The sequence below is a fragment of the Frankia sp. CgJB1 genome, assembly GCF_977947065.1.
The window spans coordinates 1-26,314 of record NZ_CDWTNB010000043.1; the positions used below are offsets into that span (position 1 = coordinate 1).

The following is a 26,314-nucleotide window of genomic DNA, read 5'->3' on the forward strand; positions in this document are numbered from 1 at the left end:
AGAACGAGGCCGAGCAGGTCTCCGGGCCGAGCGGCACGAAGCTCTTCGACGCGCTGTCCCACCGGGCTCCCCGCAGCGTGGTATTGAAGATCCGTTCCGCCCCGGGGATCGGCGTCGTCGCCGTGAGGTTCAGCCGCGGGACGATGCCGCCCAGGTCCAGGTCGGTGGTCCGGTTGAGCTGGTCGAGCAGGGTGCGGGCGGTGAGCTCGCCGGACACCTTGTTGCCCACCTTCTCGGCGATCTGCACGGACAGCCACGCGCCGGTGGTGGTCGTCGTGGTGCGCAGCGCGGGGGCCGCGTCCGCGTCCCCGCCGGCCTGCTCGGCGTCCAGTTCGGAGATCATCCGGGCGACCTCGGGGAACTGGCCGGCCTGGCTCAGCTCGGGGAACGCGGTCGCGACCACGAGGTTGTCCGCGGCCGGACCGAGCGTCGACAGGTACTTCGGCGAGAGGGTTCCGGCCGCGTGGCAGGTCCGGACCCGCTGGCCGGCCTGGGAGATCACCGCATAGGCGGCCTGGTCGAACACGACGAGCACGGCTCCGTCGGCACCGGACCGGGTGAGCTGGGAGATCGCCGGGGTGAAGTCGCTCGTTGTGATCGGAATACGGATCTTCGGATTGATCGGACGGTTTACCGCCTTCGCGCCGCCCTCGGCCATGATGATGAGCCGGTCGCTGGCGCTGAGGTCGTAGCCGACCAGCCCGAGGCGGGTGGCCCCCGCCTTGGCGAGCAACGACGGGCAGACCGCGGGGTAGAGGGTCAGCGGGCTGATGACGTAGCTGATCGGGGAGCTGAGCTCGGATCCGTCGGCCGAGATCCCGGCCGAACCGATGGACGGGACCCCCGCGTTCTCCAGGATGGGCATGATCCCGCCCGAGCCGCTGACCTCGCTGACGACCGCGAGCACGTGCTGATCCACCGCCTGCTGGGCGCACTTCCTGGCCATGGCGGCGTCGTTCTTCTCGTTGCAGTGCACGAGCTCGACCCGGTGGCCGGCGATCCCGCCCCGGGCGTTGACTCCGCGCACGGCGGCCCGGGCGGCGGCCACCATCTCCGGGTAGTTCGTCCCGGACGTGCCCACCGGGGCGATGATCATCAGCTTGACCGTCGATCCGGCCGAGGAGGTGCCGGTGGCTTCGCCGTCCGAGTCGCCACCGCACGCGGCGAGCGTGCCCGCCAGCACGGCGCCCAGAACCGCCGCGGCGAGCCGCCGGAGCCCGTGCCGTCGTCCCCACCGTGCCGCCTCCTCGTCGTGCGTGCCTCGTCATGCGTCCCGTGTTCCAGTCCCCTGCCGAGCCCGCTGTCCCCTGCCGAGCCCGCTGTCCCCTGCCGGGCCCCGCCACGGTAGACCTGCCTGCTCAGGACGGATACGCCCGGGTTAGCCGGGACCCGCACGGGCCGCGGCGCGGGGTCGTGTCTCGGCGTCAGAGCACCTCAGAGCACCTCAGAGCACCTGGGACCAGGCATAGGTGAACCCCATGATCTGGTCGGCGAGGGTCTCCAGGCGGGCCGCGACGGTTGGGTCGAGTACTCGCCCGTGCGGGTCGAAGAGCGGCACCGCGGTGTTCAGGGTGACTCCCAGCGGGGTCGGCCAGCCGCGCAGGGCGTGCACCGTCGAGCGCAGGGCCGTCAGTGTCGTCCCGGCCGCCTGCGTGCCCCGGGCTCCGACGATCAGTGCGACCGCCCGGCCGTCCAGGTAGGGCCAGGGCGCGCCGCGCAGGTCCTCCAGATAGTCCAGGGCGTTCTTGACCTGGCCCGACGTCCCGCCGTGGTAACCGGGAGTCGCGATCACGAGGCCGTCGGCCCGTTCGACGGCGGCGAGGAGGCGCAGCGCCGCGGCGGGACGTTCCTGGCGTTCCGGCGCGTACATCGGCAGGTCCAGGTCCGCCGCACCGAGCAGCATCGTCTCCGCGCCGGCCTGCCCCATCATCGCCAGCACCGTCGCCAGGGCCTGGTGGGTGGTGGAGTTCGCCCGGCTGCTGCCACCGATGCCGACGATTAACGGGCGGCGGCGACGGGCCCGCACCGGACCGGGACCGTCCGGCGGCATGTCGGGCGAACGGTGCGCCGAGACCCGGCTGGGCCGCCCGGAGACGGGACCCGTACCGACCGTCTGGCTGCCCGTCTGGCTGCGCCCGCTCCTCGGCTCGCCGTTGCTGGCACCCGGTTGGAACATGCCGAATGTGTCTCCCACTACCCCTCCTCGTCCCGGATCCAGGCGTCCTGGTCCGGCGTCTCGGTCCGGCGTCTCGGATCTGGCTCATGTCGGTCCGGCGATGGACCGCCACCCGCGTGCCGTCGCGTCTGTCCTATCGCGGATGTCCTAGCCGATGTCCTATCGGACGGGCTGACCACACCGATCGAGGGGGTTGCGGGTCCGGCGCAGCGCGGCCGGCAGCGCGCGGGCGCCCGGCCCCAGCTCGGCGATCCGGTCGTGCGGATTCGAGATGCGGCAGCGAAGCAGCGACAGGCAGCCGCAGCCGATGCACGAGTCGAGTCCGTCACGCAGCGCGACCAGAGCCGCGATCTCGTCGTCCAGCCGGCCGCGCCACCGCCGCGAGACCGCGGACCAGTCCGCCTTGGTCGGCGTGCGCGACTCGGACAGCGACGACAGGGTCTCTCGCACCTCGTCGAGACTGAGCCCGACCGCGGTGGCGGCGCGGATGAACGCCAGCCGCCGCAGGACATGGCGCTCGTACCGGCGCTGCCCACCCGAGGTCCGGGTGGCGGTGAACAGGCCCCGCTGTTCGTAGAAGCGCAGCGCCGACGCGGCGAAGCCACTTCGTTGCGAGAGCTCACCCACGGTCATCAGATCGGTAGGAAGCATGCCCGCAGACTATGGTGTTGAAGTTGAACTCAACATGAGGTTCCCGGAACCCGGCGGCGCCGCGACGGGCTGGCCGTCATGCCTCGTCACGCCTCGTTACGTCTCGCCGCCCCTCGTTGCCCCTCGTCGCCCCTCGTCACGCCCCGGTTCCGTGGTAATGGGGATCACCCCCGGCCGTCCCGGCAGCGCGTTTGCCGCGGTCGCCGCCCATGGCAGGCTTCGTCGCGATGGACGACATCACGCATCGGCGGTTCAACCCGCTCACCGGCCGTTGGGTTCTGGTCTCGCCGGGGCGGACGCGGCGACCGTGGCACGGCGGTCAGGAACCACCGCCGGTGCCGGCCGCGGTCGCCCATGATCCTCTATGCGACCTCTGCCCGGGCAACCTCCGGGCCGGCGGTGAACGCAACCCCTCCTACTCCGGTACCTACGTGTTCACCAACGACTTCCCGGCGCTGCGTCCCGACCCGGTCCGGCCCGCCGCCCCGCCTGTCGCCCCGCCCGTCGGCCCGCCCGTCGACTTGCCCGCCGACCCGGCTCCGGTGTGGCCGGCGGGTCCCGGATCGGGCCTGCTGCGCAGCGAACCGGCCCGGGGGACGTGCCGGGTCGTGTGCTTCGGCCCTCGTCATGATCGCGGGCTCGTCGACATGACTCCGGCCGAGGTCCGGGCGGTCGTGGACACCTGGGCGGCGCAGGAGGAGGAACTCTCCCGCACCTGGCGCTGGGTGCAGGTCTTCGAGAACCGCGGCACCGCGATGGGCGCGTCGAACCCGCACCCCCACGGTCAGATCTGGGCCTGCGACGTGTTGCCCGACGAGCCGGCCGCCGAGGACGCGCGGCAGCGGGAGCACTTCGCCCGGTCTGGCAGCTCCCTGCTGATGGACTACGCCGAGATCGAGACGGCGGCGGGGGAGCGGGTGATCCTGGCGGAGGAGCACTGGCTCGTCGTCGTGCCGTTCTGGGCGCTGTGGCCGTTCGAGACCCTGCTCCTGCCCCGGCATCCGGTCGACCGCCTCGCCGCGCTCTCCGACGACCAGCGGGACGGGCTGTCCCGCCTGCTCGGCCGCCTCCTCACCGGTTACGACGCCCTGTTCGACCATCCCTTCCCGTTCTCGATGGGCTGGCACGGGGCTCCCGGGCCGCATCCCGCGCCCGGACCCCGGCCGGGACCAGGGCCGGGGCCGGACCTTGATCCTGGCCGGGGACCCGGCGATCCACCCGCGGCGTTCTGGCAGCTGCACGCCCACGTCTATCCGCCGTTGCTGCGCTCCCCGACCATTCGCAAGCATCAGGTCGGCTACGAGATGCTCGCCGACGTGCAGCGCGACCTCACCCCGGAGGCCGCCGCGGACCGGCTGCGCGCCGTCATGGCTCCCGTCGCCGCGCACCGGACCTGAGCCGAGCCCGCGCGGCCGTGGTCATCCCGCGTGCCGCAGGGCCCACGACTCCCCGACACTGGCGTCATGAGAGCCACCGAGCATCCGGCCACCGAGCGTGCGGTGCGCGCGTTCGTCGAGACCTACGGAGAGCGGCCCACCCACCTCGTCCGCGCGCCCGCCCGGGTAAACCTCATCGGCGAGCACACCGACTACAACGACGGCTTCTGTCTTCCGGTGGCCATCGACCGGGAGCTGTGCATCGCCTTGCGCCGTAACGAGGCACCCGAGCTCCGGCTGGTGTCCGAGCAGGATGCGGTGCCCGCCGTGATCCCGCTGCCGCCGCCGGGCCTCGATACCCCGGTGTCCGCCCGGGCACCCGGATGGGTCCGGTATGTCGAAGGCGTCGCGGTGATGCTGGCCGCCGAGTCGGCCTCCCGTGCCGCCGCCGGGTCAGGCTTCCCGGCCGGAGGGGGCCCGGTGCCCTGGCGTGGCACGCTGGCCAGCGACATCCCCGTCGGCGCGGGACTGTCCTCCTCGGCCGCGCTGGAGCTGGCCGTCGCCCTGGCCGGTGCGCATCTCGCCGGGTTGACGCCCTCGCCGACGGAGCTCGCGCTGCTCGCCCAGCGGGCGGAGAACCTCTGGGTGGGGGCGGCGACGGGCCTGCTCGACCAGCTCGCCTGCGCCGCGGGCGTGGCCGGCCACGCGCTGCGGATCGACTGCCGCACGCTGACGACCGAGCCGGTGCCGCTGCCGGGCGGGCTGGCCGTGGTGGTCATCGACACCGGCTCGCGCCGACAGGTGGTGACCAGCGAGTACGCCACCCGACGGGCGGAGTGTGAGCGGGCGGCGCGGGCGCTGGGCGTCGCCGCGTTGCGGGACCTCACGCCCCGGTCGATGGACGAGGCGGTGGCCCGGCTCGGCAGGTCCGCCCGGTCGGATGGGACAACCCGGCCGGGCGGAGCGGCCGGCGGGACCGGTCTGGACCCGGTCGCGCTGCGCCGGGCCCGGTTCGTCGTCGCCGAGAACGCCCGGGTCGACGCCGTCGCCGCGGCACTGCGCGCGGGCGATGCCCCAACGGCCGGGCGGCTGTTGCTGGCGGGGCATCGCGGGATCCGGGAGGACTTCGAGGTGTCGGGTCCGGAACTCGATGCGGCGGTCCAGGCGGCTTCGGCGGCTCCGGGGTGCTTCGGCGCCCGGATGACCGGCGGTGGTTTCGCGGGCTGTGCGGTGGCCCTCGTCGACCGGTCCCGGCTGACCGCCTTCACCGAGGCGTTCGAACCGGCGTATGCCGCACTCACCGGCCGGTGGGCCGTGCTGCACGTCTGCTCGGCGGTCGCCGGCACGTCCGTCCTGGACCTCGGGTAGCGACCGGGGAACGTCCGTCCCACCAGCTACGCCGTCGACGTCAGCCGCCGCACCCCAAAACCTGACTGACCACCTCAACCGGCACGATCTATCAGCGTGACCACATCCGTTCTCCTGATCACAGGGGCTTCCTCCGGCATCGGCGCCGCAACAGCGCGACTCGCCGCCAGCAAAGGGTGGCGCCTCATCCTCGCCGCCCGCTCTCACCATAGCCCTTCACGAACTTGCCGCGGAACTGGGCGGCCCAGCCCGGGCCGTGGCAGCCCTCTGCGACATCAGCGACTGGGACCAGGTCACCACTCTGCCCACGCTCGCCCACGGCGCGTTCGGCCGACTCGACGCGGTGTTCGCCAACGCCGGCTCCTTCACCGCCACCTCCTTCCTGCGCGGCACCGGATCCCCGCAGCAGTGGCGCGAGATGGTGCTGACCAACGTCTACGGAACCGCCCTCGTCGCCCGGGCCACCCTGCCCACCCTCGTGCAGTTCCGGGGAGCACTTGGTGCTCACCGGTTCGGTGGCCGGCCGCATCACCGTCCCCGGGCAGCTCTACTCCGCCACCAAGTGGGCCGTCACCGCCATGGCCCAGTCCATCCGAGCCGAGGTCACCAGTACCGGCGTGCGTGTCACCCTCATCCAGCCGGGACTCGTTAAAGCCGGCGAAACATCGCCCGACCGGGCCACCGACTCGAAACTCGGCACCACTGACGTCGCCCGTGCGGTCCTGTTCGCACTCGAGCAATCCGACACCGTCGATATCAACGAGATCGTCGTCCGGCCCACCGGTCAACAGCCACACCGCTGAAGGTCCACCTGGCCCGTCCAGCAGATAGGGGATGGAGTGGCTCGGCGTCGAGATAGGCAACCAGGACTCGATACTCTAAAATTCCGATCATGGCTCTGACCTGGGCCGTTGCACTACCGCCGGATCGCTGCAGAATCGGTCCACGATCCACCGCCGATCATGCCTTCAACCTGCGACTTTACTTTCGGGGTCGGGTCGCTGATCATCCCTGGAAGGATCGCAACGGTTGTGTCCGACTGTTGGATATCGAGGACAGGCGGGTCGCTGATCACCCCTGGAGGGATCGTGGTGGGGCACGGCGGGCCGGTAGCGGTGGGATCATGACTGGGAGCCTCAGGGACGGGAGAAGACTGTGATGTCCGAGGAAACCGCTGGCCCGTCAGGTGAATCTGCGGCCGAGCGTGAATCGGGGGCGCGGCCGCCAGCCGGTCGGGAACCGTCCGGGCAGCCGGCGCCCGATGCCGACGCGGGGCGCGACGCCGATACGGGGGCGGATGAGGCTCGGGCGACGTTTGAGGGCAGGTTCGACCTCCGTCCGGTCGACTGGGACGGCTCGTTCTCCCGAGTATGGAACGCGCGGCATGGCCAGGAGTTGACGAATGAGCTTGCCGCCGAACAGGAGCGGCGGGAGAACCAGAAGCGGATCGAGGAGTACTGGCGGGAAGCACGGGAGCAGATGAACGCCGAGTTGGCTCGGGAGGAGGCACGGCGCTGGGAGGAGGACCGCGAGCGGGCGGTGGCGGAGGGCGGGCGGCCGGCGCGGGGGGCGGCGGACGAGGCGCTGCTCCGCAAGCTGGAGCTGCTTGATCGGTTTCCGCCCGTCGAGCCCGACGAGCCGGCCGCGTCCGACGGATCGGCTGACCCGCGGTGACCGGCGGGCCGAGGTCGGTTAGGGGTCGCGGTGGCGGAACCTCGGCTCGGCCGGGATCGGCCGTTCGGGAAGGGGCGGCCGGTCGTGGCGGGCCTGGTCGACAGTGTCGGCGAGGGTGCGACGGGCCCGGGTGCTGTCCGGATGGAACGGGCCGTGCTCGCGTAGCGCGTCGGTGAGCGCGGCGCGGTAGAGGGGGACGGCGTCGGCGGGCCGGCCGGCCTGGCGGTAGGTGTCGGCGAGGGCGCCCCGGGTGGCGCGGGTATCGGGGTGGCCGGGGCCGAGGAGCTGCTCGCGGACGGCGAGAACACGTTCGTTCAGGTCGACGGCCTGCGGAAGCCGGCCGGTGGTCCGGTAGACCTCGGTGAGCTCGTCGGCGGTGCGTAGAGTGCGTGCGTCGCCGACGCCGTGTGCCCGGCTCCGGTCAGCGAGCAGTCGTTCGAGCAGCGGCACGGCCGCCTCGAGCTGCCCGGTGCGCCGGTAGCTCGTCGCGAGGGTGTCCCGGGTCTCGACGGTGTGGGGGTGCGCGGGGCCGAGGACGTGCTCGTGGCGGTCGAGGGCGCGTTCGAGGTGGGGGATGGCCTCGCCGGGCCGGCCCAGCCTGAGGTGGGCGGTGGCGAGGTTCTCGCGGGTCTCGGTGGTCTCGGGGTGGTCGGGGCCGAGGGCGCGTTCCCGGCCGGTCAGCGCGCGGCCGAACTCGCGTGCGGCGTCATCGAGTCGTCCGGCCCGCAGGTGGGCGCGGGCGAGTCCGTCGACCGTTTCGAGGGTGTCGGGGTGGTCGGGGTGGTCGGGGCCGAGGGTGCGCTCGCGGCCGGTCAGCGCGCGGCCGAACTCGCGCGTGGCGTCGTCGAGCCGTCCGGCCTGGTGGTGGGTGACGGCGAGTTGGTGGCGGCTGCCGAGGGTGGCGGGATGCTCGGGGCCGAGGACCCGTCCGCGGGCGGCGAGGGTCTGCTCGAACAGCGGCACGGCGTCGCCCACCGCCCCGATCCGGCGGTAGGCGACGGCGAGGCTGTGGCGGGTGTCGAGGGTGGCGGGGTGCTCCGGGCCGAGGATCCGCCGCCGGTCGGCGAGGGTGTCCCGCAGCAGCCGGGCCGCCTCGTCGCCGCGGCCAAGGCTGTGCCGGCCTTCCAGGGTGTCGGGGTGCTCGGGGCCGAGGACGCGTTCTCGCTCGGCGAGGGTACGCTGGAACAGATTGACCGCGTGGTCGACCTGGCCGGCCTTCTGGAACGCCCAGGCGAGGGTGTCCCGGCTGACCAGGGTGGCGGGGTGCTCGGGGCCGAGGACGCGTTCGCGGTCGGCGACGGTGCGCTCGGCTAGGCGGCCGGCGTCGTCGATCCGGCCGGCGGCGAGGGTCACCTGTGCGAGGGTCTCCCGGCAAGCCAGGGTGTCGACGTGCGTCGAGCCGCTCGCGGGCGGCCAGGGCGCAGGCCGCGAGGGGGAGGGCCTGGTCGGCCCGGCCCTGCTCGAGCAGGTAGGCCGCCGAGCGTTCCGCCAGCCAGGCGGCCTCCGGACCGTCGGCCTCCAGACGGTCGGTGGCGTCGGCGTCGATGGGGTCGGCGTCGGTGGGGTCGGTGGCGGTGGCGTCGAGCACGGCGAGCGTGTGCGGGAGCAGTTCCCGCCAGGCGGGCCAGGCTTCCGGGTTGGCCGTGACGGCGTCGGGCAGGGCCGCGCGCAGCATCCGGGTCATGGTCGCGACGATCTCGTCGGCCTGGTCGGGGCTGGTGTGGGTGTGCACGGCGGCCCGCACCAGCCGGTGCATCGTCACGGTGTCCGCGTCGCGGTGGGCCAGGCCGTACCGCTCCAGGACGCCGACGGTGTCGGCGAGGGCGAGCGGGTCGCCGGCCGCCGCCCGCAGCCCGGAATCGGGGATCACGTCCGGCTCGGCGGTGAACAGCCGGATCGGGATCGGTTCGTTGTCGCCGTGCGCGACGATCCGCAGCAGGTGGCCGGCGGCCGGTGCCTCGGCGTCGAGCCGGCGGATCGGCTCGTCCCAGAGGGTGGCGGCGGTGGCCCCGGGCCGCCCGCTCACCTCCCCCTGCGCCAGGAGGACCTCCGGCCGGTCGATTAACACCTGAAGGTAGGTCTCGGCGGGGGTGCGGCCGGTGCTGATGCGGTGGGCGGCCTGGTCGAGGGCGAGCGGGTGGTCCCCGAGCCGCTCGGCGATCCGATCGGCGACCGTCCGTTCGACGGCGGGCAGCCGGCCGGCGAGCAGGGTGACGGACTCGGCCCGGTCCATCGGTCCGACCGGCACGACCGGGCCGAGATGGTCCCAGCCGGGGTTGCGGGAGGTCAGCAGCAGCCGGCCGGGGTCGGCGGGCCGCAGCCAGGCCGGCAGCGTGTCGGCGTCGGCAGCGTCGTCGAGCACGATCAGCCAGCGGCCGTCGGCCCGGCCGAGGTTCGCGATCACGGCGGCCGGTTCCGCGTGGCCGGGTAGGCCCACCGCCGGGGCGAGCTCGCGCACCCGCTCGCCGATCAGCTCGGGGCGTTCCGCCGGCACCCACCACACGGCGTCGAGATCCGCCCGGTGCTGGCGGGCGTACTCGGTGACCAGGCTGGTCTTCCCGATCCCCGCGATTCCCGTCACGGTGACCAGCGGCGAGCGGGACAGCGCCTCGTCGAGCCGGGCGAGCGCGGCCGTCCGGCCGACGAACCGGGCGGGCTGGTCCGGCACGTTCCACACCGCCGGCAGCTCCGGCGGGAAGATCCCCCGCCGGCCGGGGAAGCCCGGCGGCTGTTCCGGCTGTGGCCGGTCGCCACGCAGGGCCGCGAGCAGGCTGGTCCGGACGGCGATCTCGCTGCGGTCGAACAGGTCGACCGGGACGAGCTGGCCGAGCAGGCCGGGCAGCGGCCGGTCCGCCACCCTGGTCACCAGCAGCCGGCGTTCGCCTCCGGTCGGGTCGGCCGACCACGCCGCCGCCCATTCGGCGACCGCGGGCGAGGAGCGCAGGTAGCCGTCAGAGACCACCGCGACCGTGTGCCGGGCCTGGCTCACCGCCCGGTCCAGCCACCCCACCCGGTGCGTCCCCGCCGGCGCCCAGGACTCAAGCAGGACCTGGTAGCCGGCATCCTCCAACGTCCCGGCGATCCATTCGGCCCAGGCCCGCCCGTCGTCCGCGTACGACACGAAACAGTCGGGAGCGCCGTGCCCATCGCCCCCGCCGGTCACCGTCCCAGCATGGCATAGTCACCGAAACGGATTAACCGAGGATGGCGTCGATCGCTCGGTAGACGCGTTCCTCGGAAACCGGGTACGGGGTGCGCAGGCTCTGCGCGAACAGGCTCACCCGCAGCTCCTCGATCATCCAGCGGAGGCGCCGGATCTCGGGCGCCGGCTCCCGGCCGGCGGGGACGGTGGCGAGCAGCTCCCGATAGGCGTCCTGGACGCGCCCGACGGTCGCGGTGTTGAGCCTGTCCCGCCCGGGATCGCGGGGCAGCCGCTCCAGCCGCTGTTCCAGCGCGGTCAGGTAGCGGACGAGGTCCGCCAGCCGGTCGGCCCCGGTGTCGGTGACGAATCCCCGGTAGATCAACGAGGTGAGCTGGCCGCGCGCGTCGGCCACCGACGCCGCCACCGCCGGGGCACGCAGCTCGCGCAGCGCCAGATCGACCGCGTGGGCGAGGCCGAGCACCTGCTGAACCTCGCGGACCACCTCGAAGGCGGCCTCAGGCAGCCCCGCGCGTACCGCGGCAAGCAGCGCGGTGAAGCCCGCCTCGTCCCAGGCGGGCCCGCCGGCCGCGGCGATCAACCGGTCGGCGGCGGCCCGCACGCAGTCGTCCAGCAGGTCGGCGGCGTCGCGGTGCGGGTTGTGGCTCAGGGCCAGCTTCGCGACGTTCGACAGCCGGGCGTTGAGGCCGCGCACCGGGGAGGGGACGCCCAGCAGCACCAGGCGCCGGGTGCCGGCCCACATCAGCTGGCGCTGTTCGGCCTCGGTGCCGGCGGCCCGCACCGCGACCGAACCGCCCTCGTCAACCAGCGCCGGGAACGCCTTCACCACGTGGCCGCCCGCCGCGTTGCCGCCGCGGCACAGCTCGACGATCTTCGGCAGGGCGCCGAGGTCCCCCCACGCCCGCAGGCCGGCCCGCTCGAGGCCGTCCGCCGCGGCGGCGACGGCCTCCCGGGTCCTCGGGCGCAGCCGCTCCTTGATGGCGTCGAGGTCCTTGCCCTCGGCCAGCACCCGCCCGCCGGCGTCCTCCACCCGGAAGGTGAACCGCAGGTGATCCGGCACACCCGTCAGCGACCAGGAGTCGCGCGGGATCTCCGGCCCGCCCATCCGGCGCAGCTCGTGTTCCACCGCGGTGAGCAGGGGCACCTGGCGTGGCGTGATGTTCGCCAGGACCGCCTTGGCGTAGTTCGGCGCCGGGACGAAGCTGCGCCGCACCGCCTTCGGCAGCGCCCGGATGAGGGCGGTGACGAGCTCCTCGCGCAGCCCCGGCACCTGCCATTCGAAGCCCTCGGCGCCGACCTGGTTCAGCACGGCCAGCGGGATGTGCACGGTGACCCCGTCGGCCGCCGAGCCCGGTTCGAACTGGTAGCTCAGCGGCAGCGCGAGGTCGCCCGCCTGCCAAACGTCGGGGTAGTCGGCCTCGGTGATTCCCTCGGCGCCCGCGGAGACGAGCATTGAGCGCGGGAAGTCGAGCAGGTCCGGGGTCGTCCGGCGCGCCTTGCGCCACCAGGCGTCGAAGTGCCGGGCGGACACGATATCCGCGGGGATGCGCTCGTCGTAGAAATGGAACAGCGTCTCGTCGTCGACGACGATGTCGCGCCGCCGGGCCCGGTGCTCCAGCTCCTCGACGTCGGCGAGCAGCTCCCGGTTGGCGTGGAAGAAGGCGTGGCGGGTCTGCCAGTCACCCTCGACCAGCGCGTGCCGAAGAAACAGCTCCCGGCACAGGGCCGGGTCGACCCGGCTGTACTGGACCGGCCGGGAGGCGACGATCGTCACCCCGTACAGGGTCACCTTCTCGTCGGCGAGCACCGCGCCCTGCCGGCGCGACCAGCGCGGCTCGCTGTACGTGCGATGCACCAGGTGGGCGGCGCGCGGCTCGATCCAGTCCGGGTCGATCCGCGCGGCGGTGCGGCCCCACAGCCGGGAGGTCTCCACCAGCTCGGCGGCCATCACCCAGGCGGGTGGTCCGGACGGCCGCTTCGGCGCGTCCTCGCCCGCCGGGTCCCCCGGGTCCGCCAGCGCGGCTGTCGGGTCTGCCGACGTGGCTGTCGGCCCGGTGCGCTCGGCGCGGTTCGACCGCCGGGCCAGGGCGGAGCCCGGCCAGAGCGCGAAGCGGCCGCCGCGGGCGCCGGCGTACTCCCGGCGCTCCGGGTCGTAACGACCGATGTGCGACAGCAGCCCGGTCAGCAGGGCCTGGTGCACGGCTCGTGGATCGGTTCGTGGATCGGCCGCGCCGGAGCCGTCGTCCCGGGGGGTAAGCCCCAGGCCGCGGGCCACCGCGGCGAGCTGGCCGTGCACGTCCTGCCATTCCCGGATGCGCAGGTAGTTGAGGAACTCCGTGCGGCACATCCGCCGGAACTGGTTGGCCGACAGCTCGCCGCGGGCGTCGCGCAGGTAGTTCCACAGGTTCAGGTACGCCAGGAAGTCCGAGGTCGGGTCCGCGAACCGGGCGTGGCGGGCGTCGGCCGCCTGCTGGTGCTCGACCGGGCGCTCCCGGGGATCCTGGATCGCGAGCGCGGCGGCGATGACGAGCACCTCGCGCAGGCAGCCCTGCTCGTCGGCGGCGAGCACCATGCGGGCCAGCCGGGGATCCACCGGGATCTGCGCCAGCCGCCGGCCGAGGGGAGTGATCCGGTGGCGGGGATCGGCCGCGGTGGCGTCGAATGCCCCCAACTCGGCGAGGAGCAGTTCGCCGTCGCTGATCTGGCGGGGGTCGGGTGGAGCGAGGAACCCGAACGTGGCCATCTCGCCGAGGCCGAGGTCGGCCATCCGCAGGATGACCGAGGCCAGGTTCGTCCGCAGGATCTCCGGATCGGTGAACTCCGGCCGGCCGGCGAAGTCCTCCTCGCTGTAGAGGCGGATGCAGATGCCGTCGGCGGTCCGCCCGCAGCGCCCCTTGCGCTGGTTGGCGGAGGCCTGTGAGATCGGTTCGATGGGCAGCCGCTGCACCTTGGTGCGGTGGCTGTAGCGGGAGATCCGCGCGGTGCCCGGGTCGATCACATAATGGATTCCCGGCACGGTCAGCGAGGTCTCGGCAACGTTGGTGGCCAGGATCACCCGCCGTCCGGTGTGCGGCTGGAACACCCGGTGCTGCTCGCCGGCGGACAGGCGGGCGTAGAGCGGCACGATCTCGGTGTTCGGCCGCTGCTCGCGGGTGAGTGCCTCAGCGGTGTCGCGGATCTCCCGTTCGCCGCTGAGGAACACCAGGATGTCGCCCGAGCCCTCCGCGCACAGCTCGTCGACCGCCTCGCTGATGGCCTGGGTCTGGTCGCGCTCGACCTCACCGTTCTCCCTGCCGGTCCTCCGCCCGTCGGCCGGGCCGCTGGCCGGTCCGTCGGCTGGTCCGTCGGCCGCCGGGACGAGTGGGCGGTAGCGGACCTCGACCGGATAGGTGCGCCCGGACACCTCGATGACCGGGGCGTCCGCGAAGTGGGCGGAGAACCGGGCCGTCTCGATCGTCGCGGAGGTGATGACAATCTTGAGATCCGGCCGGCGGGGGAGTAACGACCGCAGGTAGCCGAGGGTAAAGTCGATGTTGAGGCTGCGTTCGTGCGCCTCGTCGATGATGAGCGTGTCATAGCGGCGCAGCTGGCGATCGGAGGAGATCTCGGCCAGCAGGATGCCGTCCGTCATGAGCTTGACCAGCGTGTTCTCGTGCACCTGGTCGGTGAACCGGGTCTGGTAGCCGACGACGCCGCCCGCCTGGGGAGCCGGGGTGCGCAGTTCCTCCGCGATGCGGTCGGCGACGGTACGCGCGGCGATTCGGCGCGGCTGGGTGTGCCCGATCATCGCCCGGATCCCGCGGCCGAGCTCCAGGCAGATCTTCGGTAGCTGGGTGGTCTTGCCGGACCCGGTCTCCCCGGCGACGACGACCACCTGGTGATCCCGGATCGCGGCGAGGATCTCGTCCTTGCGCTGGGTGACTGGAAGGATGTCGGGGTAGTCGAGCGTCGGGACGCTGGCCCGGCGCCGCTCCACCTGCAGCGCCGCCCGGTCCACCTCGGCGGCGATGGCCTGTAGGGCCCGCTGGCGCGCGGCGGGCTCGCGGGTGCGCCGGCTCTCGGCGAGCCGTCGGCCCAGCCGATGGGCGTCGCGAGGAGACAACCCGGTCAGCCGCGCGGACAGCTCCGCCGGTGGTACCGGGCCTGCCGGTGCTACTGGGCCTGCCGGTGGTGACGGCTGCGGCCTGGGCGGCGTGGCGGGAGGATTCAAGAGCTGCCTTTCCACACGTCGTCAAGCCTAGGACACAGCTGTCCCGGCGGCGTTGCATTCCTCCGGCCCGTCGGGCGGTGGCGGTGACTTTTCGGTCAGCGAATTTTGGGGACCTGAGCACGGTCTGCGGTCCCTGGACCGTGACTAGCTCCCCCGAATGGGAGGTCGGGCCGTCCCGTTACCTTTTCGACGGATGAGCGGTCCGACGGATGAGAGGCGAGCCGGTCCTTTGCGGACCAAGGCGAGGCGCCGCCGGTAGCCTGCCAACGGCCCGCCCGGTCGGCGGTGGGTCGCTGCTCGACGCCGTCGCGGCCTCTATGCCGTCGCAAGCTTGTCGTCGACAGGAACCTCGATGCTGAGGGGACAGAGCCATCATGATGATGAGGTGCGAAGTCGGCCCCTACCCTGGTCCGGGCGACCTCCCCGGGCCGAGCAGGGCGTGACTGCCGACAGGCGGGAGGCGGCCTCGCCCGGGGTGCGGGAGCCGGTCCCGCTCGCGGCGCCGGCCTCCTCCGCCGCCACGGGCACCGCCGCTACCGCCTCCGCGGGCACGGTGACCGCCTTCGGGGAGGGCACGCTCGAGCTGGGCCGAGCCTCCGTCGAGTTGGGCCGGGCTTACCAGGCGCTGGAACAGGTCATGGGGCGCGTCCTCGTTACTCTGCGGGCGGTCGCGGTCCTGCTGACGGCGTGCTACGTCGCGGTCTGGCGCTGGTACGACCACAGGCCGGCGGCGATGGCCGTCGCGGGGCTGACGGTCATCGGTGGTCTCGTCTTCTGCGTCGTCGGCCTGCGACGCGGGATCCGTCGATCGATGACCACCAGCACGGTCGCGATGTCGACGGTCCTCGCCCTGACGGCCTCGTCCTGGTTGCCGCCCGCTTCGGTGGGGGACAGCGGGAACTTCGTCTTCCTGACCGCCATCAACGCCGGGATCGTGACGGTCTGGACATTTCCGACGGCCGTCGCGTCGGTCCTGCTCCTGACGCTGTGCGGCGCCACTCTCGTAGGCGGCTGGGGCCACAACCCCCAGGTCTTCTCTCAGACCGCCATGCTGCTGATCATTCCCGGTCTACTCGGGCTGGCGATCGGTCGACTGCGCCGGATCGCCCGTACGGCCGACCAGCGCTGGGCGAACGTTGTGGCCCGGCACCGCAGCGAGGCGGTGGTCCTCGCCGTCGCCCGCGACCGCCGGGAACGGAAGCGAGTCATCCACGACACGGTGCTGAACACCCTGACCGGCATCGCCTGGGGCGGGGGGCGGGACGTGGCACTCACCCGGCGTCGATGTGCGCAGAGCCTCACCGCCGTGCGCGGCCTGCTCGACCGGGACGACGAGGTCGGTCCGCCGATCGGCGATCGGTTGGCCGAGGCCGTCCGCGACGCCGCTCGACGGGGGCTGCAGGTCAGCCTCGAGGACCGGCGTCTCCCAGCCGTCGCGGGGGAACCTCCCGGTGAGCCCCCGGCCGTGGTTGTGGAGGCCTTCGTCGGAGCGGTCGGCGAGGCGCTGGTCAACGTGGAACGGCACTCCGGCACCCGGCGTGCCTCGCTGCTCCTCGGCGGTGGCCCGGGCCTGCTCATCGTGACGGTGTCCGACGCCGGGTGCGGCTTCGACCCGCAGCGGGTCGACCCCGCCCGGCTCGGGCTGCGCGAGTCCATCGTCGGACGGCTGGTGGACGTCGCCGGGACCGCCCGCATCGACGCGCGCCCGGGGCAGGGCACCGTTGTGGAACTGCAGTGGCGCGCCCCGGACGCGACGACGGGGCACGTGACGCGACCACAGCCGAGCGATGATCGCGGCGATCGGGCTGATCACGGGGCCGGAAGGGTCGGCGGGCGGGTCGGCGATCGTCGGGACGTCGCCGCGATCGCCGCCGAGCTACGCGACGCCTATGCCGCCGGGCTGCGCCGGGCGCTCGGGCAGATCGCCGGGCTGTGGCTGATCATCATGCTCGTGCCGTTGGTCGGCACGGGTGGATGGGTGCGGACGATGGCTGGAGCGGGAGCGCTGTGGCTGCTGGTGGCCGCGCTCACCGTCGCCTTCGTCCGGCGCGGACGGAGTCGGCCGATCAGCGGTCCCGAGGCGGCCGTGCTGCTGTTCCTGGCCGTCGCCGTCGCCGTCGCCGGCATAGCGAACACCGTCGGCGCGGACATCGTCCGGATCGCGGACTGGCCGTTGCTCGTGCTTCCCCTGCTCCTAGCGTTCATCACCGCCTCCCGGCCACTCTGGGAATGGGTGGGTGCGCTGCTGGTCGCGATCGCCATGATGATCGTTGCGGTGTTCCTGCGTGGTATCACCGAACCGCTGGTGCTGGCGCGGCTGGGGGTACTGATCTACGGTGCGTGCGGGGTGCAGATTGTGACCGCGATGCTGGGTCCCCTGCTGCGCGGCACCGCGGAGACGACCGCCCGCGCCCTGGCCGCCGAGGCTGAGGTCGCCGCCCAGGTGGATGCGTTCACCATGATCAGGTGGGAGCGGGCGCAGTGGTTGCGCACCGTGGGGTGGGAGGTGTTGCCGTTACTCGACGGAGTCGCGGGCGGTTGGCTGGACCCGCGGGAAGCCGCCGTTCGGAGCAGGTGCGCGATACGGGCGGCCGCCGTCCGTCGCATGATCACCGGGGGTGGTCCGTCGTCGGCGCTGGCGGACCTCGACGCGGTCGTCGCCGACGCCGAGGCTGCGGGAATGACCGTCCAGATCCAGCTGTCCGGCGATCTGCGGCTCGCGCCAGCTCCCGTGCGGGCCATGGTGGCCGATCAGGTGCGGGAGGTGCTCGCCGCCGTCCCAGGCGGCCGGGCGATTATGACGGTCCTGTGGACGCCGGCCGGCGGCAGTGTTTTCGTCTCGCTGCCCTGGCCGCAGGGCCTGCCGCCCCCGCAGCTCGGCTGCGGGGGAGAGGACCCGGGCGGGATCGAGGTCTCGGTGGAGCTGGACGATCGGTGTCTCAGCCTGGAGCTGACCTGGCCGGCGAGCGCGGTCACGGACCCGACCAGGCGGGTCGAGCCGATCGGCGGGATGGCGGAGCAGTAGGGCCGGCAGGCCGGCAGGCCGGCCGAGTAGTAGGCCGGCGGGCCGGCGGAGCAGCCGGTCGGTGAGCTGGGAGCGAACCGCGTTCAGAGCTCGGTGATGATGCGCCGTAGCAGTTCGGGAGTATCACCCGGGGTCGTGCTGTCGACACTGAGCCGGTTATACACCTCCATGTACCGGTCGACGTCCTCGCGCTTGTCGAGGTAGGTGGAACCGGTGAGCTGCTCCAGGTAGACCACGTCCGGCAGGTCCATTTCGGGGAAGCGGAGGATCGTGAAGGCCCCACCCTCCGCCGCGTGGCCGCCGAAGGAGAACGGCATCACCTGCAGAGTGAGGTTCGGTAGCTCGGACGCGGTGATGAGGTGTTTGATCTGGGCCCGCATCACCTTCGGCCCGCCGATCGGCCGACGCAGCGCCGCCTCGTCGATGACTATCCAGAGCCGTGGCGGGTTCTTACGGTACAGCAGCTTCTGCCGGTTGAGCCGCACGTTAACCCGGCGCTCGACGACGTCGGCTGGTAGGTGATCACTACCCTGCGTGATGATTGCTCGGGCGTAGTCCTCGGTCTGCAACAGGCCCGGAATGAACTGGAGCTCGTAGGTCCGGATGAGCTGGGCCGCCTCCTCCAGACCGATGTACGGCTGGAACCAGGACGGGAGAACGTCGTTGAAGTTCTGCCACCAGCCAGCGGCGTTCGCCTCCCGGACAAGGGCCAGCAATGGGGCGCGCTCTGCATCGTCCGTGACCTGATAGAAGGTCAGCAGGTCGGCGACGTCGCGTTCTTTGAAGCTGACGCGGCCAAGCTCCATCCGGCTGATCTTCGACTCTGAGGCGCGGATGTGGTAGCCGGCGGTTTCCCGGCTGATGCCCTTCTCCTCGCGAAGTCGACGGAGCTGAGAGCCGAGCAGGATCCGACGTACGGTCGGTCCACTTCCCGGCTGAGCTGTCGTCACGGTCGGCCCCCTCGCCATGGTCAACACAAGAGTAAGATACTCGATCTTCTGGTTCCGGATGGGTGGCTGGTTCTCTCGTCTGGGTGACACTCGCGTGTTTAGCGTGGTGAGGATTATTTGTATACACGCTCACGGGGAGCGTCGACGGCGGGTCTCCGTTTAACGGGGGATGAGGATGCCCCCGGCTGTCGGGTACGGACGCAATGGTGTGGACGATGATATGTCCGGACATTCCACTCTCACGGTGCCAGATTCCAGGGGGCGTGAGGACTTCGGGCCCTGGACGGCGATCGTGTACTTCCTACTGTTGCTCTCCACGGCTCCGCTCCTCTTCGCTCCTCCCCCACTCTCCCGTCGGGTTCCCCCGGACCCGGCGACCGGTCCCGCAGCCACGTGTCCCCTGGCCGCCCGCCCCGTGGCATCCACCCCGCGGCCACCAGCTCTCCGTCGTGCCGCCTCTCCGACCGTCCCGCCCCTCCTCCAGGCCTCGGCCTCCCGCCGCGGGTCTCTCCGGGTTCACGCCGGCGCGCTGGTTCTGGTGCACGATCTCCGTCGAGTGCTGTTGAGGTGTCCCCCGTTGTTTTACAGCTATTTCGCGGGCCCCGGAGCCACGAGTAGACCGGAAGGGCCACGGTTTTCGCTACGCCGAGGCTATGACCTTGTGCACAGTCAGGTCACGCGCGGCCGGCCTCCCGTCGTCCGGGGAGCCGGAGTGCCCCGTCGTGAGCGCGCATCTTTCCTCCAGGTCGGGGATCTTTTTCTCCTGGCTCGGCCCGCGGCCGCCTCGTACGGGTGCCCGGTGCACGGATCGGATTCGTCACTCTTCGGATTTTTCGGACGTTTCGCCTAGTGGTGTCGAGACCCGTCCATGGTTCTTCGGGGAGCCCCATGGACGGGCTGGGCTCAGATTCGTGGTGTTTTTATGGTGTTTATGATGAGATTTTTAGTGCTTTCGGTGGTTACATCAACATCCTTGGCACTTCCGTTAGATGTTGTCGATCTTCTCTTGATCTTTTATTGATCTTTCTTTGGGCTGTCCTGGGGCCGTCCTGGGACTGGTTCGGCGTGGAGGCCGCGGCAACGCGAGGCATCGGGCCGGGCGTCCGTCGCCCGCTTGATGCACGTGCACCCGACCGTGCTGTATCGTGAGCTGAAGTTCGTGCGGTCGCACACGCTGGCATGGTGGGACGATCTTCCGGGGGGTGTTCCGTCATGGTTTTGGCTGGCAGTCGGTCGGCGGTCGATGGTTGGCCCGTCGGTGGTACAGCGAGCGGACGGCGTGGGTCGGGGCCGTGGCGGCACGGCTTCCCGGGGCTTCAGGAGATCGACATAAGCAAGATCTACAGCGGTATGCCTGCCGCGGCGCTGCAGCGCGTGACATGGCAGAAGAGCCGCCGGAGCAACTCGCAGGGAAACTGCGTCGAAATGGCGAAGCTTCCGGGCGACGAAGTTGCCGTCCGTAACTCTCGGCATCCAAACGGACCCGCTCTGGTGTATACCCGAGCTGAAATCGAGGCTCTGATACTCGGCGCCAAAGACGGCGACTTCGACAACCTGCTCCAGTAGCTGAGCCCGTCATGGCTTTCCCGGTTCCGGCAGCCTCGACGAGGCGGGTACGTTCCATCGCTGCGTGGGCTCCCCCTACAGGGAGCCCACGCCGGGTCGTGGACGGTGTGGGCACCGTGGCCGATTGTGGTCTGGGGGGCGGTGCCCGCCCGGACCGCCCGGACCGGGCGGGCACGTGGCGAGACGGTGCCAGCCCCGCTCCTGCACTTAGCAACCCGCTCACGCGGCCCGCGGTCGCGTTCGCGTCGCTCCCGGCCAACCGGACCGGAGACAGCATGCCCACGTCGATCCCTGAACGGATCTTCAGCTCGGAGGATCTGCCGCTCCTCTCACTTCCCGGTGCCGACGGGCTCATCACCTGCCAGTGGATTCACGAGTCCATGAGGGTGCGGACCCCGTCGGGAGGCGGCGGTGACGCCATCGAGGAGCGGCGGCGCGCGCAGGTCAGTTTCGTCCTGGTCGAGCCGGCCTGGCTGGTTCGCGCGGCGGCCGAGCGGCTACGCGCACCGGCAGTCGACGCCATCGTCCTGCACGCTCATGCCAGCCCGCCCGGTCGCAGCGCGCTGGCCTTGGCGTTCGCTTCTCATCTGCGCAATGCCCTGAGACGGCCGGGAGCAGGCGGTACGCCCGCCCCCGGCGGCCCCCCCGGGTCCGGCGGCGAGCCGGAGGTCGGTGACAACGTCGTCACCGCCGGGGTGCGGCCGGATCTCAGCGGCTTCGCCGATCTGATCCGGGTACCCCATCTGGTGACCGTCACCGACGGCACCGGTGCCGTCGCGGACACAGTTGTGTGGGAAATCATGACCGGCGCGCAGTTCGACACCTGGCTCGAGGGAGCTCCCCGGCCCGACCAGCGAGTCATCGAGGCGCACTTGCCCGGTCTGTTGCGTCTGCGCGGCCTGCACCGGGTCGGCCGGCTGGATTATCCGGGCGCCGGTGCTCTGCTGGACCTGCTGGGCGGCGGCTATCTCTCCAGCCGGTTGATCCACCGCTGCCCCCAGGCCGTCCTCCCGTTCGTCGCCGCGGCCTGACCCCCGGTTCCCCGCCGGGGAACCGGGGATACCCCGTGTCTACCTGTATCCTGCCGTTCGCCACTCGGGAGTGCCATGCGCGACGGTGGTTACGCGGCGCGCCTTCCACCACCTGACAGTCAGCCAGGGCCTATGGTCAAGCGCACCGGAACGCCGCTTTATGGGGAGAGTCGCGGATGACCGTATCGCTCGAGGACGCCCGTCGGATCATCGCCGCCGGGGAGAAATATGCGGTTCACCTCGGTCAACCGGTTAACATTGCCGTCGTTGACCACGCCGGAATTCTGGTTGCCCACGTCCGGATGGACAATGCCCGGCTCGAGACCGCGGATATCTCCGTCGACAAGGCGTGTGCGGCTCGGTCCTGGGCTCCGCCGGCCCAGCTGGTCAGTCATACCGGTGGCGAGGGACACGCTGGCGGCAAGGCACCTGCCACGGGTGACGGCCGCGTCGGACGGGAGCGTCCGTCGCCGGCGGAACCGGTCGTCACGGGTCTGCCCGGTGCGCTGCCGCTGTGGCGGAACGGGGTGATCGTGGGGGCCGTCGGGGTGAGCGGTGGTCCCGCCCCCCTTGACCAGGCCATCGCCCGGGCTGCCGCGGCGGCGTTCTGACCTGGCCGACCGGGGCCGCACCCCACGGGGTACCGCGTGGGGAGCCCGAAGCGGGATCGGATCCTGAAACCGGGAGCAATCGATCTTCGGTGAATCTCACAAAATCAACGGAATGGCACCGAAGAGTGGTCCTCCTGGTTCAGGCTTGATGGAGTGAGGAGCATCACGGCTCTGGGGGCCGGGCCGCACCGGCCTCGGCGCCGTCGTGCGGACCGTCGGGCCGCGCTGCTCGGGCTCGTGAGTCTCCTGATCGTCTTGGGAGCGGTCGGCTGCCGGGTCTCCACCGACAGGCCGACCGCGCCCCCGGCCTGCGCGGCGCCGGGCGTCGGTCCGGGCTCGATCAGATTCGGCCTGCTCTATCCGGACACCGGAAACGCGGCGTCACTGTTCCGGTCCTTCCGGGCCGGGGTGGACGCCCGGCTCGGGGTGGCGGACAAGGCGGGTGGTGTGTATGGCCGAAAAGTGGTCTATGTCTGGCGGGATGACGCCTCGAATCCCGCCGGGAACCAGGCCGCCGCCCAGGGGCTCGTGGAGGACGACCAGGTGTTCGGAATCATCGAGTCGACCTCCGTGGCCAGTGGTTCCGCTGGTTATCTCAATAGCCGGCGAATACCGGTGACCGGTACCTCGCTGGAAGCGGCCTGGACCCACAACGACAACATGTTCAGCTACTCGAATATGATCTTCGACGGGCCGTCCGTCACGACTTGGGGTGAGTTCGTCGCCGAGCGCGGCGGCCACCGGGCGATCATCGCCCAGTCCGGGTTCTCGGCGACCTCCGTGACCCTCGCCGACAAGATGGCGCTGAGCCTCGCCGCGGCCGGGGTGCGGGTGCTCGGCCGGATCGACGCGACCGGGCCGGTCGACATCCCAGGTATCGGCCGGAAGGTGCGCGATAGCGGCGCGGACGTCCTGGTCGGCGCCGTCACCGGCGCCGCCTTCGGCCAGGTGGTCCTGGGCGCCCGGGTGGCCCGGGCAGATCTGCGGGTCATCCTGTCGCCCACCGGCTACGACCAGCGTCTCCTGCAATTGTTCGGCAGAGTGCTGGCCGGGGTCTACAGTTTCGTCGACTACCTGCCGTTCGAGCAGGAGACTCCCGCTCACCAGCGGTTCCTGCAGGCCATGCTGGAGTACGCGCCCCAGGTGTCCCCGCCGGCCCAGCAGGCGGCCCTGTCCGGGTGGATCTCGGCGGACATGTTCCTGCGCGGCTTGGTGGCCGCCGGGCCATGTCCCAGCCGGGAGACGTTCATCAGGGGCCTGCGGGCGGTGCGCGGCTATGACGCGGACGGGTTGCTGCCCGCCCCCGTCAACTTCGCCGCCCATTTCGGGCAGATCACCCGTTGCTACACCTTGCCTTCAGGTCACCGCGGACGCGAAACGTTTCGCGCTGGTCCCGCCCGTACCACGGTGCGGGACCGAGATCGGCCGGTAGCACGTGCCCCATCGCGGCGCCGCGATGTGAGCTGCGTCCGCGCCGCCCGTGCCTCCTGACCAAGAACTTCGGACTAGCCTCGGACTAGCATCGCTGGGGCGGCAGAAGACGTTCCAGTCCAGGACCGGTTACCCAGCCGGCTCGGGATCGTTACGAGGACGACACGGGCCGCATCCCGATCTTCCGTGATCTGCACCAGGAGAAGCCAGTGAGCTCAACGCCCGTCAACGTCACCGTAACCGGCGCCGCCGGTCAGATCGGCTACGCGCTACTGTTCCGCATCGCGTCGGGCCAGCTGCTGGGTGCGGGCACGCCGGTGAAGCTGCGTCTGTTGGAGATCCCGCAGGCCGTGCGGGCGGCGGAGGGCACGGCGCTGGAGCTCGAGGACAGCGCCTTCCCGCTACTGGCGGGGGTTGACGTGTTCGACGACGCCAAACGGGCCTTCGAGGGCACCAACGTGGCCCTCCTCGTCGGCGCACGCCCGCGGACCAAGGGCATGGAGCGTGGTGACCTGCTGTCCGCCAACGGCGGGATCTTCAAGCCGCAGGGCGAGGCGATCAACAGCGGGGCCGCCGAGGACATCAGGGTCCTCGTCGTCGGGAACCCGGCCAACACCAATGCGCTCATCGCTCAGACGCACGCTCCGGACGTGCCCGCCGAGCGATTCACCGCGATGACCCGGCTTGACCACAACCGCGCGATCGCGCAGCTCGCCAAGAAACTCGGCGTGCCCAGCACCGAGATCAAGAAGATCACGATCTGGGGTAACCATTCGGCTACCCAGTACCCGGACATCTTCCACGCCGAGGTGGGCGGACGCAGCGGCGCCGAGGCGGTCGGCGACCAGGCATGGATTGCCGACGAGTTCATCCCGCGGGTCGCCAAGCGGGGCGCCGAGATCATTGAGGTGCGCGGCGCATCGTCCGCGGCGTCGGCCGCCTCCGCGGCCATCGACCACATCTTCACCTGGGTCAACGGCACCCCGGCGGGCGACTGGACTTCGGCGGCGATCCCGTCCGACGGCTCCTACGGGGTGCCCGAGGGGCTCATCTCCTCGTTCCCGGTCACCGCGTCCGGCGGCCGGTTCGAGATCGTGCAGGGTCTGGAGCTCGACGCCTTCTCCCGGGAGGAGATCGACGCCTCGGTGCGTGAGCTGGCCGAGGAGCGGGAGGCGGTCCGCGCGCTCGGCCTCATCTGAGCCGATTTCTCCCCGCCTGCGCAGGCCGGTGAAGCGGAGGGAAGCGCGGAGGGCTGGTCGCGGTTGCCGGCCCGGAAAACGTGATTACCCCTCCACAACTCCGCGCCATGCGGCGGGAGATGACGCGAACGGCGGACTCCCCGGCGTCCGTTGTGGTTTCTTCTTGAGGGACGTCGGTACCAGTGCCGGCGCCCGCGGCGTCAGCCGACCGAATCGCATGCGCGCGGGCGACGGGGGATGACGAGAAATCCGTGATCCGGTCTCCGTGATCCGGGATTCCGGCTCTCGGCTGGCCTGTCGCCGATGCGGCCGTCGGTCGTCGGTCGTCGGCTTGGAGCCCTCGCCGCCGTCAATGGTGGCGAGACGTCCGAGGAGAGACATTGTCCCTCACGTCCGCCCAGCCCGTCCCCTCGATCCCACCGCATTCCCTGCTGCTGTTCCTGCTTCAGCTCGCCGTGCTGCTCAGTCTGGCAATTCTGCTCGGGCGTCTCGCCGTGCGCCTGCGGATGCCCGCCATCGTCGGGGAACTCTGCGTCGGCGTGCTCCTCGGCCCGTCATTGCTCGGAACGCTGTGGCCGGCCTTCTCGGACTGGTTGCTTCCGCGTGACGCCGCGCAGTTTCACCTGCTCGACGCGGTGGGACAGCTCGGCGTTCTCTTCCTGGTCGCGCTCAGCGGGTTCGAGATTGATACGCGGATCATCCGCCGGCGCAGTCTCACCGTCGCCCGGATCAGCCTCGGTGGGTTGCTCCTGCCGTTGGGTTTCGGGATCGCCACCGGCGTGCTGATGCCGTCCTCCCTGCTGGGCCCCGACGGCGACCGGACGGTCTTCGCGCTGTTCCTCGGGGTGACGATGTGCGTGAGCGCCATCCCGGTGATGGCGAAGACGCTCATGGAGATGCGTCTGACCCATCGGAAGGTCGGGCAGCTCGCGCTGGCCGGCGGGATCATCGACGACGCCGTTGGCTGGCTGATGCTGGCGGTCGTGTCCGCGATGGCGACCACCGGTGTCCGGGCGGGCGACACGGCGTTGTCGGTGCTTTACGTCCTCGGGGCGGGGATCTTCGCGTTGACGATCGGCCGGGTCGTCATCCGGGCCGTGCTGGGACGGATCATTGCCACGAGTGGTGCCGGGGCTGGGGCTGGCGCCGATCCCGGCGCCAGGAGCGGATCGGTCGTGGCCTTCGTGGCCGTGCTGGTGCTCGCGTCGGCGGCCGGGACGCAGGCGTTGGAGCTGGAGGCGGTGCTCGGCGCCTTCCTGGGCGGGGTCGTCCTCGGGTCGTCCGGCCTGGTGGATCAGGCCAGTGTCGCCCCGTTGCGAATCGTGGTGATGGCGGTGCTCGCGCCCATCTTCTTCGCGACGGCGGGCCTACGTGTCGATCTCATCGCTCTGGGTGAACCCCGGGTTCTGCTCGCGGCGGTGATCGTGCTCGCGGTCGCGGTCTTCGGCAAGTTTGCCGGTGTGTACGCGGGGGCACGGGCCAGCCGGCTGACCCCCTGGGAGGCTCTTGCCCTGGGCGCCGGCATGAACGCGCGGGGGGTCATCGAGATCGTGGTGGCCAGCGTCGGCGTGCGGCTGGGGGTGCTCTCCACCGAGACGTACACGGTCATCGTTCTGGTCGCGATCGTCACGTCGGTCATGGCTCCGCCGATCCTGCGCCGTGCCATGCGACAGGTTGAGCAGACCGCTGCCGAGGAACAGCGCCGCCTTGTGCTGGACGGTCGCCTGATGGCGGACGATCACCTGGTGGCGGGCGGCCGCCTCGTGCTGGACGGTCACCATGCGAGCGGTGCCGGTGGCGTCGGTGCCGCGGAGGCGGGCGTCATTCCCGTCGCGAGGCCCGGACGCTCCCCGGAGTTCGGTCCCGCGCACGACACCGAGTGTCCG

The 26,314-nt window shown here is 71.5% G+C and carries 19 protein-coding genes and 2 pseudogenes; 14 read left to right on the forward strand and 7 right to left on the reverse strand.

The features are described from left to right. The 3 genes from AC08OT_RS07415 to soxR all read right to left on the reverse strand — a co-directional run. Positions 1–1,183, reverse strand: a 1,183-nt coding sequence (locus tag AC08OT_RS07415; protein WP_476594706.1) for an ABC transporter substrate-binding protein, incomplete at its 3' end; no start/stop codon positions are given. 261 nt (positions 1,184–1,444) lie between these two features. Continuing rightward, positions 1,445–2,194, reverse strand: coding sequence for an NADPH-dependent FMN reductase (locus AC08OT_RS07420; protein WP_476594705.1), 750 nt, complete (start codon positions 2,192–2,194; stop codon positions 1,445–1,447). Between the two features lie 141 nt (positions 2,195–2,335). Further along, on the reverse strand, positions 2,336–2,827 hold the full coding sequence (soxR, locus tag AC08OT_RS07425) for a redox-sensitive transcriptional activator SoxR (RefSeq protein WP_476594704.1): 492 nt from the start codon (positions 2,825–2,827) through the stop codon (positions 2,336–2,338). A 227-nt stretch (positions 2,828–3,054) separates the two neighbouring features. On the opposite strand from soxR, the gene AC08OT_RS07430 reads away from it, so the two are divergent. The 5 genes and pseudogenes from AC08OT_RS07430 (at position 3,055) to AC08OT_RS07450 (ending at position 7,245) form a co-directional block, all read left to right on the forward strand. Continuing rightward, positions 3,055–4,224 carry a UDP-glucose--hexose-1-phosphate uridylyltransferase gene (locus AC08OT_RS07430; protein WP_476602664.1) on the forward strand — a complete coding sequence of 390 codons (1,170 nt, stop codon included), beginning with the start codon at positions 3,055–3,057 and terminating at the stop codon, positions 4,222–4,224. A 66-nt stretch (positions 4,225–4,290) separates the two neighbouring features. After that, complete coding sequence (gene galK / locus AC08OT_RS07435; RefSeq protein ID WP_476594652.1) at positions 4,291–5,571, forward strand: galactokinase; 1,281 nt, start codon at positions 4,291–4,293, stop codon at positions 5,569–5,571. 256 nt (positions 5,572–5,827) lie between these two features. Continuing rightward, a pseudogene (locus tag AC08OT_RS07440) lies at positions 5,828–5,995 on the forward strand (short-chain dehydrogenase); the annotation flags it as partial. A 76-nt stretch (positions 5,996–6,071) separates the two neighbouring features. Next, positions 6,072–6,374: an SDR family oxidoreductase gene (locus tag AC08OT_RS07445; RefSeq protein WP_476594653.1), complete on the forward strand. Its 303-nt coding sequence runs from the start codon at positions 6,072–6,074 to the stop codon at positions 6,372–6,374. 355 nt (positions 6,375–6,729) lie between these two features. Beyond that, positions 6,730–7,245 (forward strand): hypothetical protein, encoded by a 516-nt coding sequence (locus AC08OT_RS07450; protein ID WP_462187091.1) that lies wholly within the window; start codon positions 6,730–6,732, stop codon positions 7,243–7,245. 18 nt (positions 7,246–7,263) lie between these two features. Here AC08OT_RS07450 and AC08OT_RS07455 read toward each other — a convergent pair whose 3' ends face one another. Further along, complete coding sequence (locus AC08OT_RS07455; RefSeq protein ID WP_476602665.1) at positions 7,264–8,598, reverse strand: tetratricopeptide repeat protein; 1,335 nt, start codon at positions 8,596–8,598, stop codon at positions 7,264–7,266. Between the two features lie 28 nt (positions 8,599–8,626). Here AC08OT_RS07455 and AC08OT_RS07460 point away from each other — a divergent pair, with 28 nt between their 5' ends. Next, positions 8,627–9,310, forward strand: coding sequence for a hypothetical protein (locus AC08OT_RS07460; protein WP_476602666.1), 684 nt, complete (start codon positions 8,627–8,629; stop codon positions 9,308–9,310). 45 nt (positions 9,311–9,355) lie between these two features. Then, positions 9,356–9,676, forward strand: a complete 321-nt coding sequence (locus AC08OT_RS07465) for a hypothetical protein (RefSeq protein ID WP_476602667.1) — start codon at positions 9,356–9,358, stop codon at positions 9,674–9,676. An 84-nt stretch (positions 9,677–9,760) separates the two neighbouring features. On the opposite strand, the pseudogene AC08OT_RS07470 reads toward AC08OT_RS07465, so the two are convergent. Both AC08OT_RS07470 and hrpA read right to left on the reverse strand, forming a co-directional pair. Then, positions 9,761–10,408, reverse strand: a pseudogene (locus tag AC08OT_RS07470) (toll/interleukin-1 receptor domain-containing protein); the annotation flags it as partial. 31 nt (positions 10,409–10,439) lie between these two features. After that, positions 10,440–14,507 (reverse strand): ATP-dependent RNA helicase HrpA, encoded by a 4,068-nt coding sequence (gene hrpA / locus AC08OT_RS07475; protein WP_476602668.1) that lies wholly within the window; start codon positions 14,505–14,507, stop codon positions 10,440–10,442. Positions 14,508–15,054: 547 nt separating this feature from the next. Between hrpA and AC08OT_RS07480 the strand changes: the two genes are divergently transcribed. Beyond that, the gene (locus AC08OT_RS07480) at positions 15,055–17,640 is read left to right on the forward strand and encodes an ATP-binding protein (RefSeq protein ID WP_476593607.1); all 2,586 of its coding nucleotides are present in this window, start codon (positions 15,055–15,057) and stop codon (positions 17,638–17,640) included. Between the two features lie 83 nt (positions 17,641–17,723). Here AC08OT_RS07480 and AC08OT_RS07485 read toward each other — a convergent pair whose 3' ends face one another. Continuing rightward, positions 17,724–18,590 (reverse strand): helix-turn-helix domain-containing protein, encoded by an 867-nt coding sequence (locus tag AC08OT_RS07485; RefSeq protein WP_476593608.1) that lies wholly within the window; start codon positions 18,588–18,590, stop codon positions 17,724–17,726. A gap of 1,350 nt (positions 18,591–19,940) precedes the next feature. Here AC08OT_RS07485 and AC08OT_RS07490 point away from each other — a divergent pair. From AC08OT_RS07490 to AC08OT_RS07515, 6 genes are all read left to right on the forward strand, one after another. Further along, positions 19,941–20,156: a DUF397 domain-containing protein gene (locus AC08OT_RS07490; protein WP_476595638.1), complete on the forward strand. Its 216-nt coding sequence runs from the start codon at positions 19,941–19,943 to the stop codon at positions 20,154–20,156. Positions 20,157–20,431: 275 nt separating this feature from the next. Then, positions 20,432–21,187 carry a hypothetical protein gene (locus AC08OT_RS07495; RefSeq protein WP_476594164.1) on the forward strand — a complete coding sequence of 252 codons (756 nt, stop codon included), beginning with the start codon at positions 20,432–20,434 and terminating at the stop codon, positions 21,185–21,187. 176 nt (positions 21,188–21,363) lie between these two features. Next, positions 21,364–21,798: a GlcG/HbpS family heme-binding protein gene (locus AC08OT_RS07500; RefSeq protein WP_462188883.1), complete on the forward strand. Its 435-nt coding sequence runs from the start codon at positions 21,364–21,366 to the stop codon at positions 21,796–21,798. A gap of 153 nt (positions 21,799–21,951) precedes the next feature. Continuing rightward, positions 21,952–23,289, forward strand: a complete 1,338-nt coding sequence (locus AC08OT_RS07505; RefSeq protein ID WP_476595635.1) for an ABC transporter substrate-binding protein — start codon at positions 21,952–21,954, stop codon at positions 23,287–23,289. Positions 23,290–23,438: 149 nt separating this feature from the next. Next, a complete protein-coding gene (locus AC08OT_RS07510) occupies positions 23,439–24,428 on the forward strand; it encodes a malate dehydrogenase (protein ID WP_476594162.1) in 990 nt (329 codons plus the stop codon). Between the two features lie 380 nt (positions 24,429–24,808). Further along, on the forward strand, positions 24,809–26,314 hold a 1,506-nt coding region (locus tag AC08OT_RS07515; RefSeq protein WP_476602669.1), incomplete at its 3' end, for a cation:proton antiporter.

Excerpts from the sequence above, each read along its gene's own strand:
- AC08OT_RS07430 (WP_476602664.1), top strand. The coding sequence starts at position 3,055 with ATGGACGACATCACGCATCGGCGGTTCAACCCGCTCACCGGCCGTTGG.
- AC08OT_RS07495 (WP_476594164.1), top strand. The coding sequence starts at position 20,432 with ATGCCCACGTCGATCCCTGAACGGATCTTCAGCTCGGAGGATCTGCCG.
- galK (WP_476594652.1), top strand. The coding sequence starts at position 4,291 with ATGAGAGCCACCGAGCATCCGGCCACCGAGCGTGCGGTGCGCGCGTTC.
- soxR (WP_476594704.1), bottom strand. The coding sequence starts at position 2,827 with ATGCTTCCTACCGATCTGATGACCGTGGGTGAGCTCTCGCAACGAAGT.
- AC08OT_RS07450 (WP_462187091.1), top strand. The coding sequence starts at position 6,730 with ATGTCCGAGGAAACCGCTGGCCCGTCAGGTGAATCTGCGGCCGAGCGT.
- AC08OT_RS07490 (WP_476595638.1), top strand. The coding sequence starts at position 19,941 with ATGCCTGCCGCGGCGCTGCAGCGCGTGACATGGCAGAAGAGCCGCCGG.
- AC08OT_RS07500 (WP_462188883.1), top strand. The coding sequence starts at position 21,364 with ATGACCGTATCGCTCGAGGACGCCCGTCGGATCATCGCCGCCGGGGAG.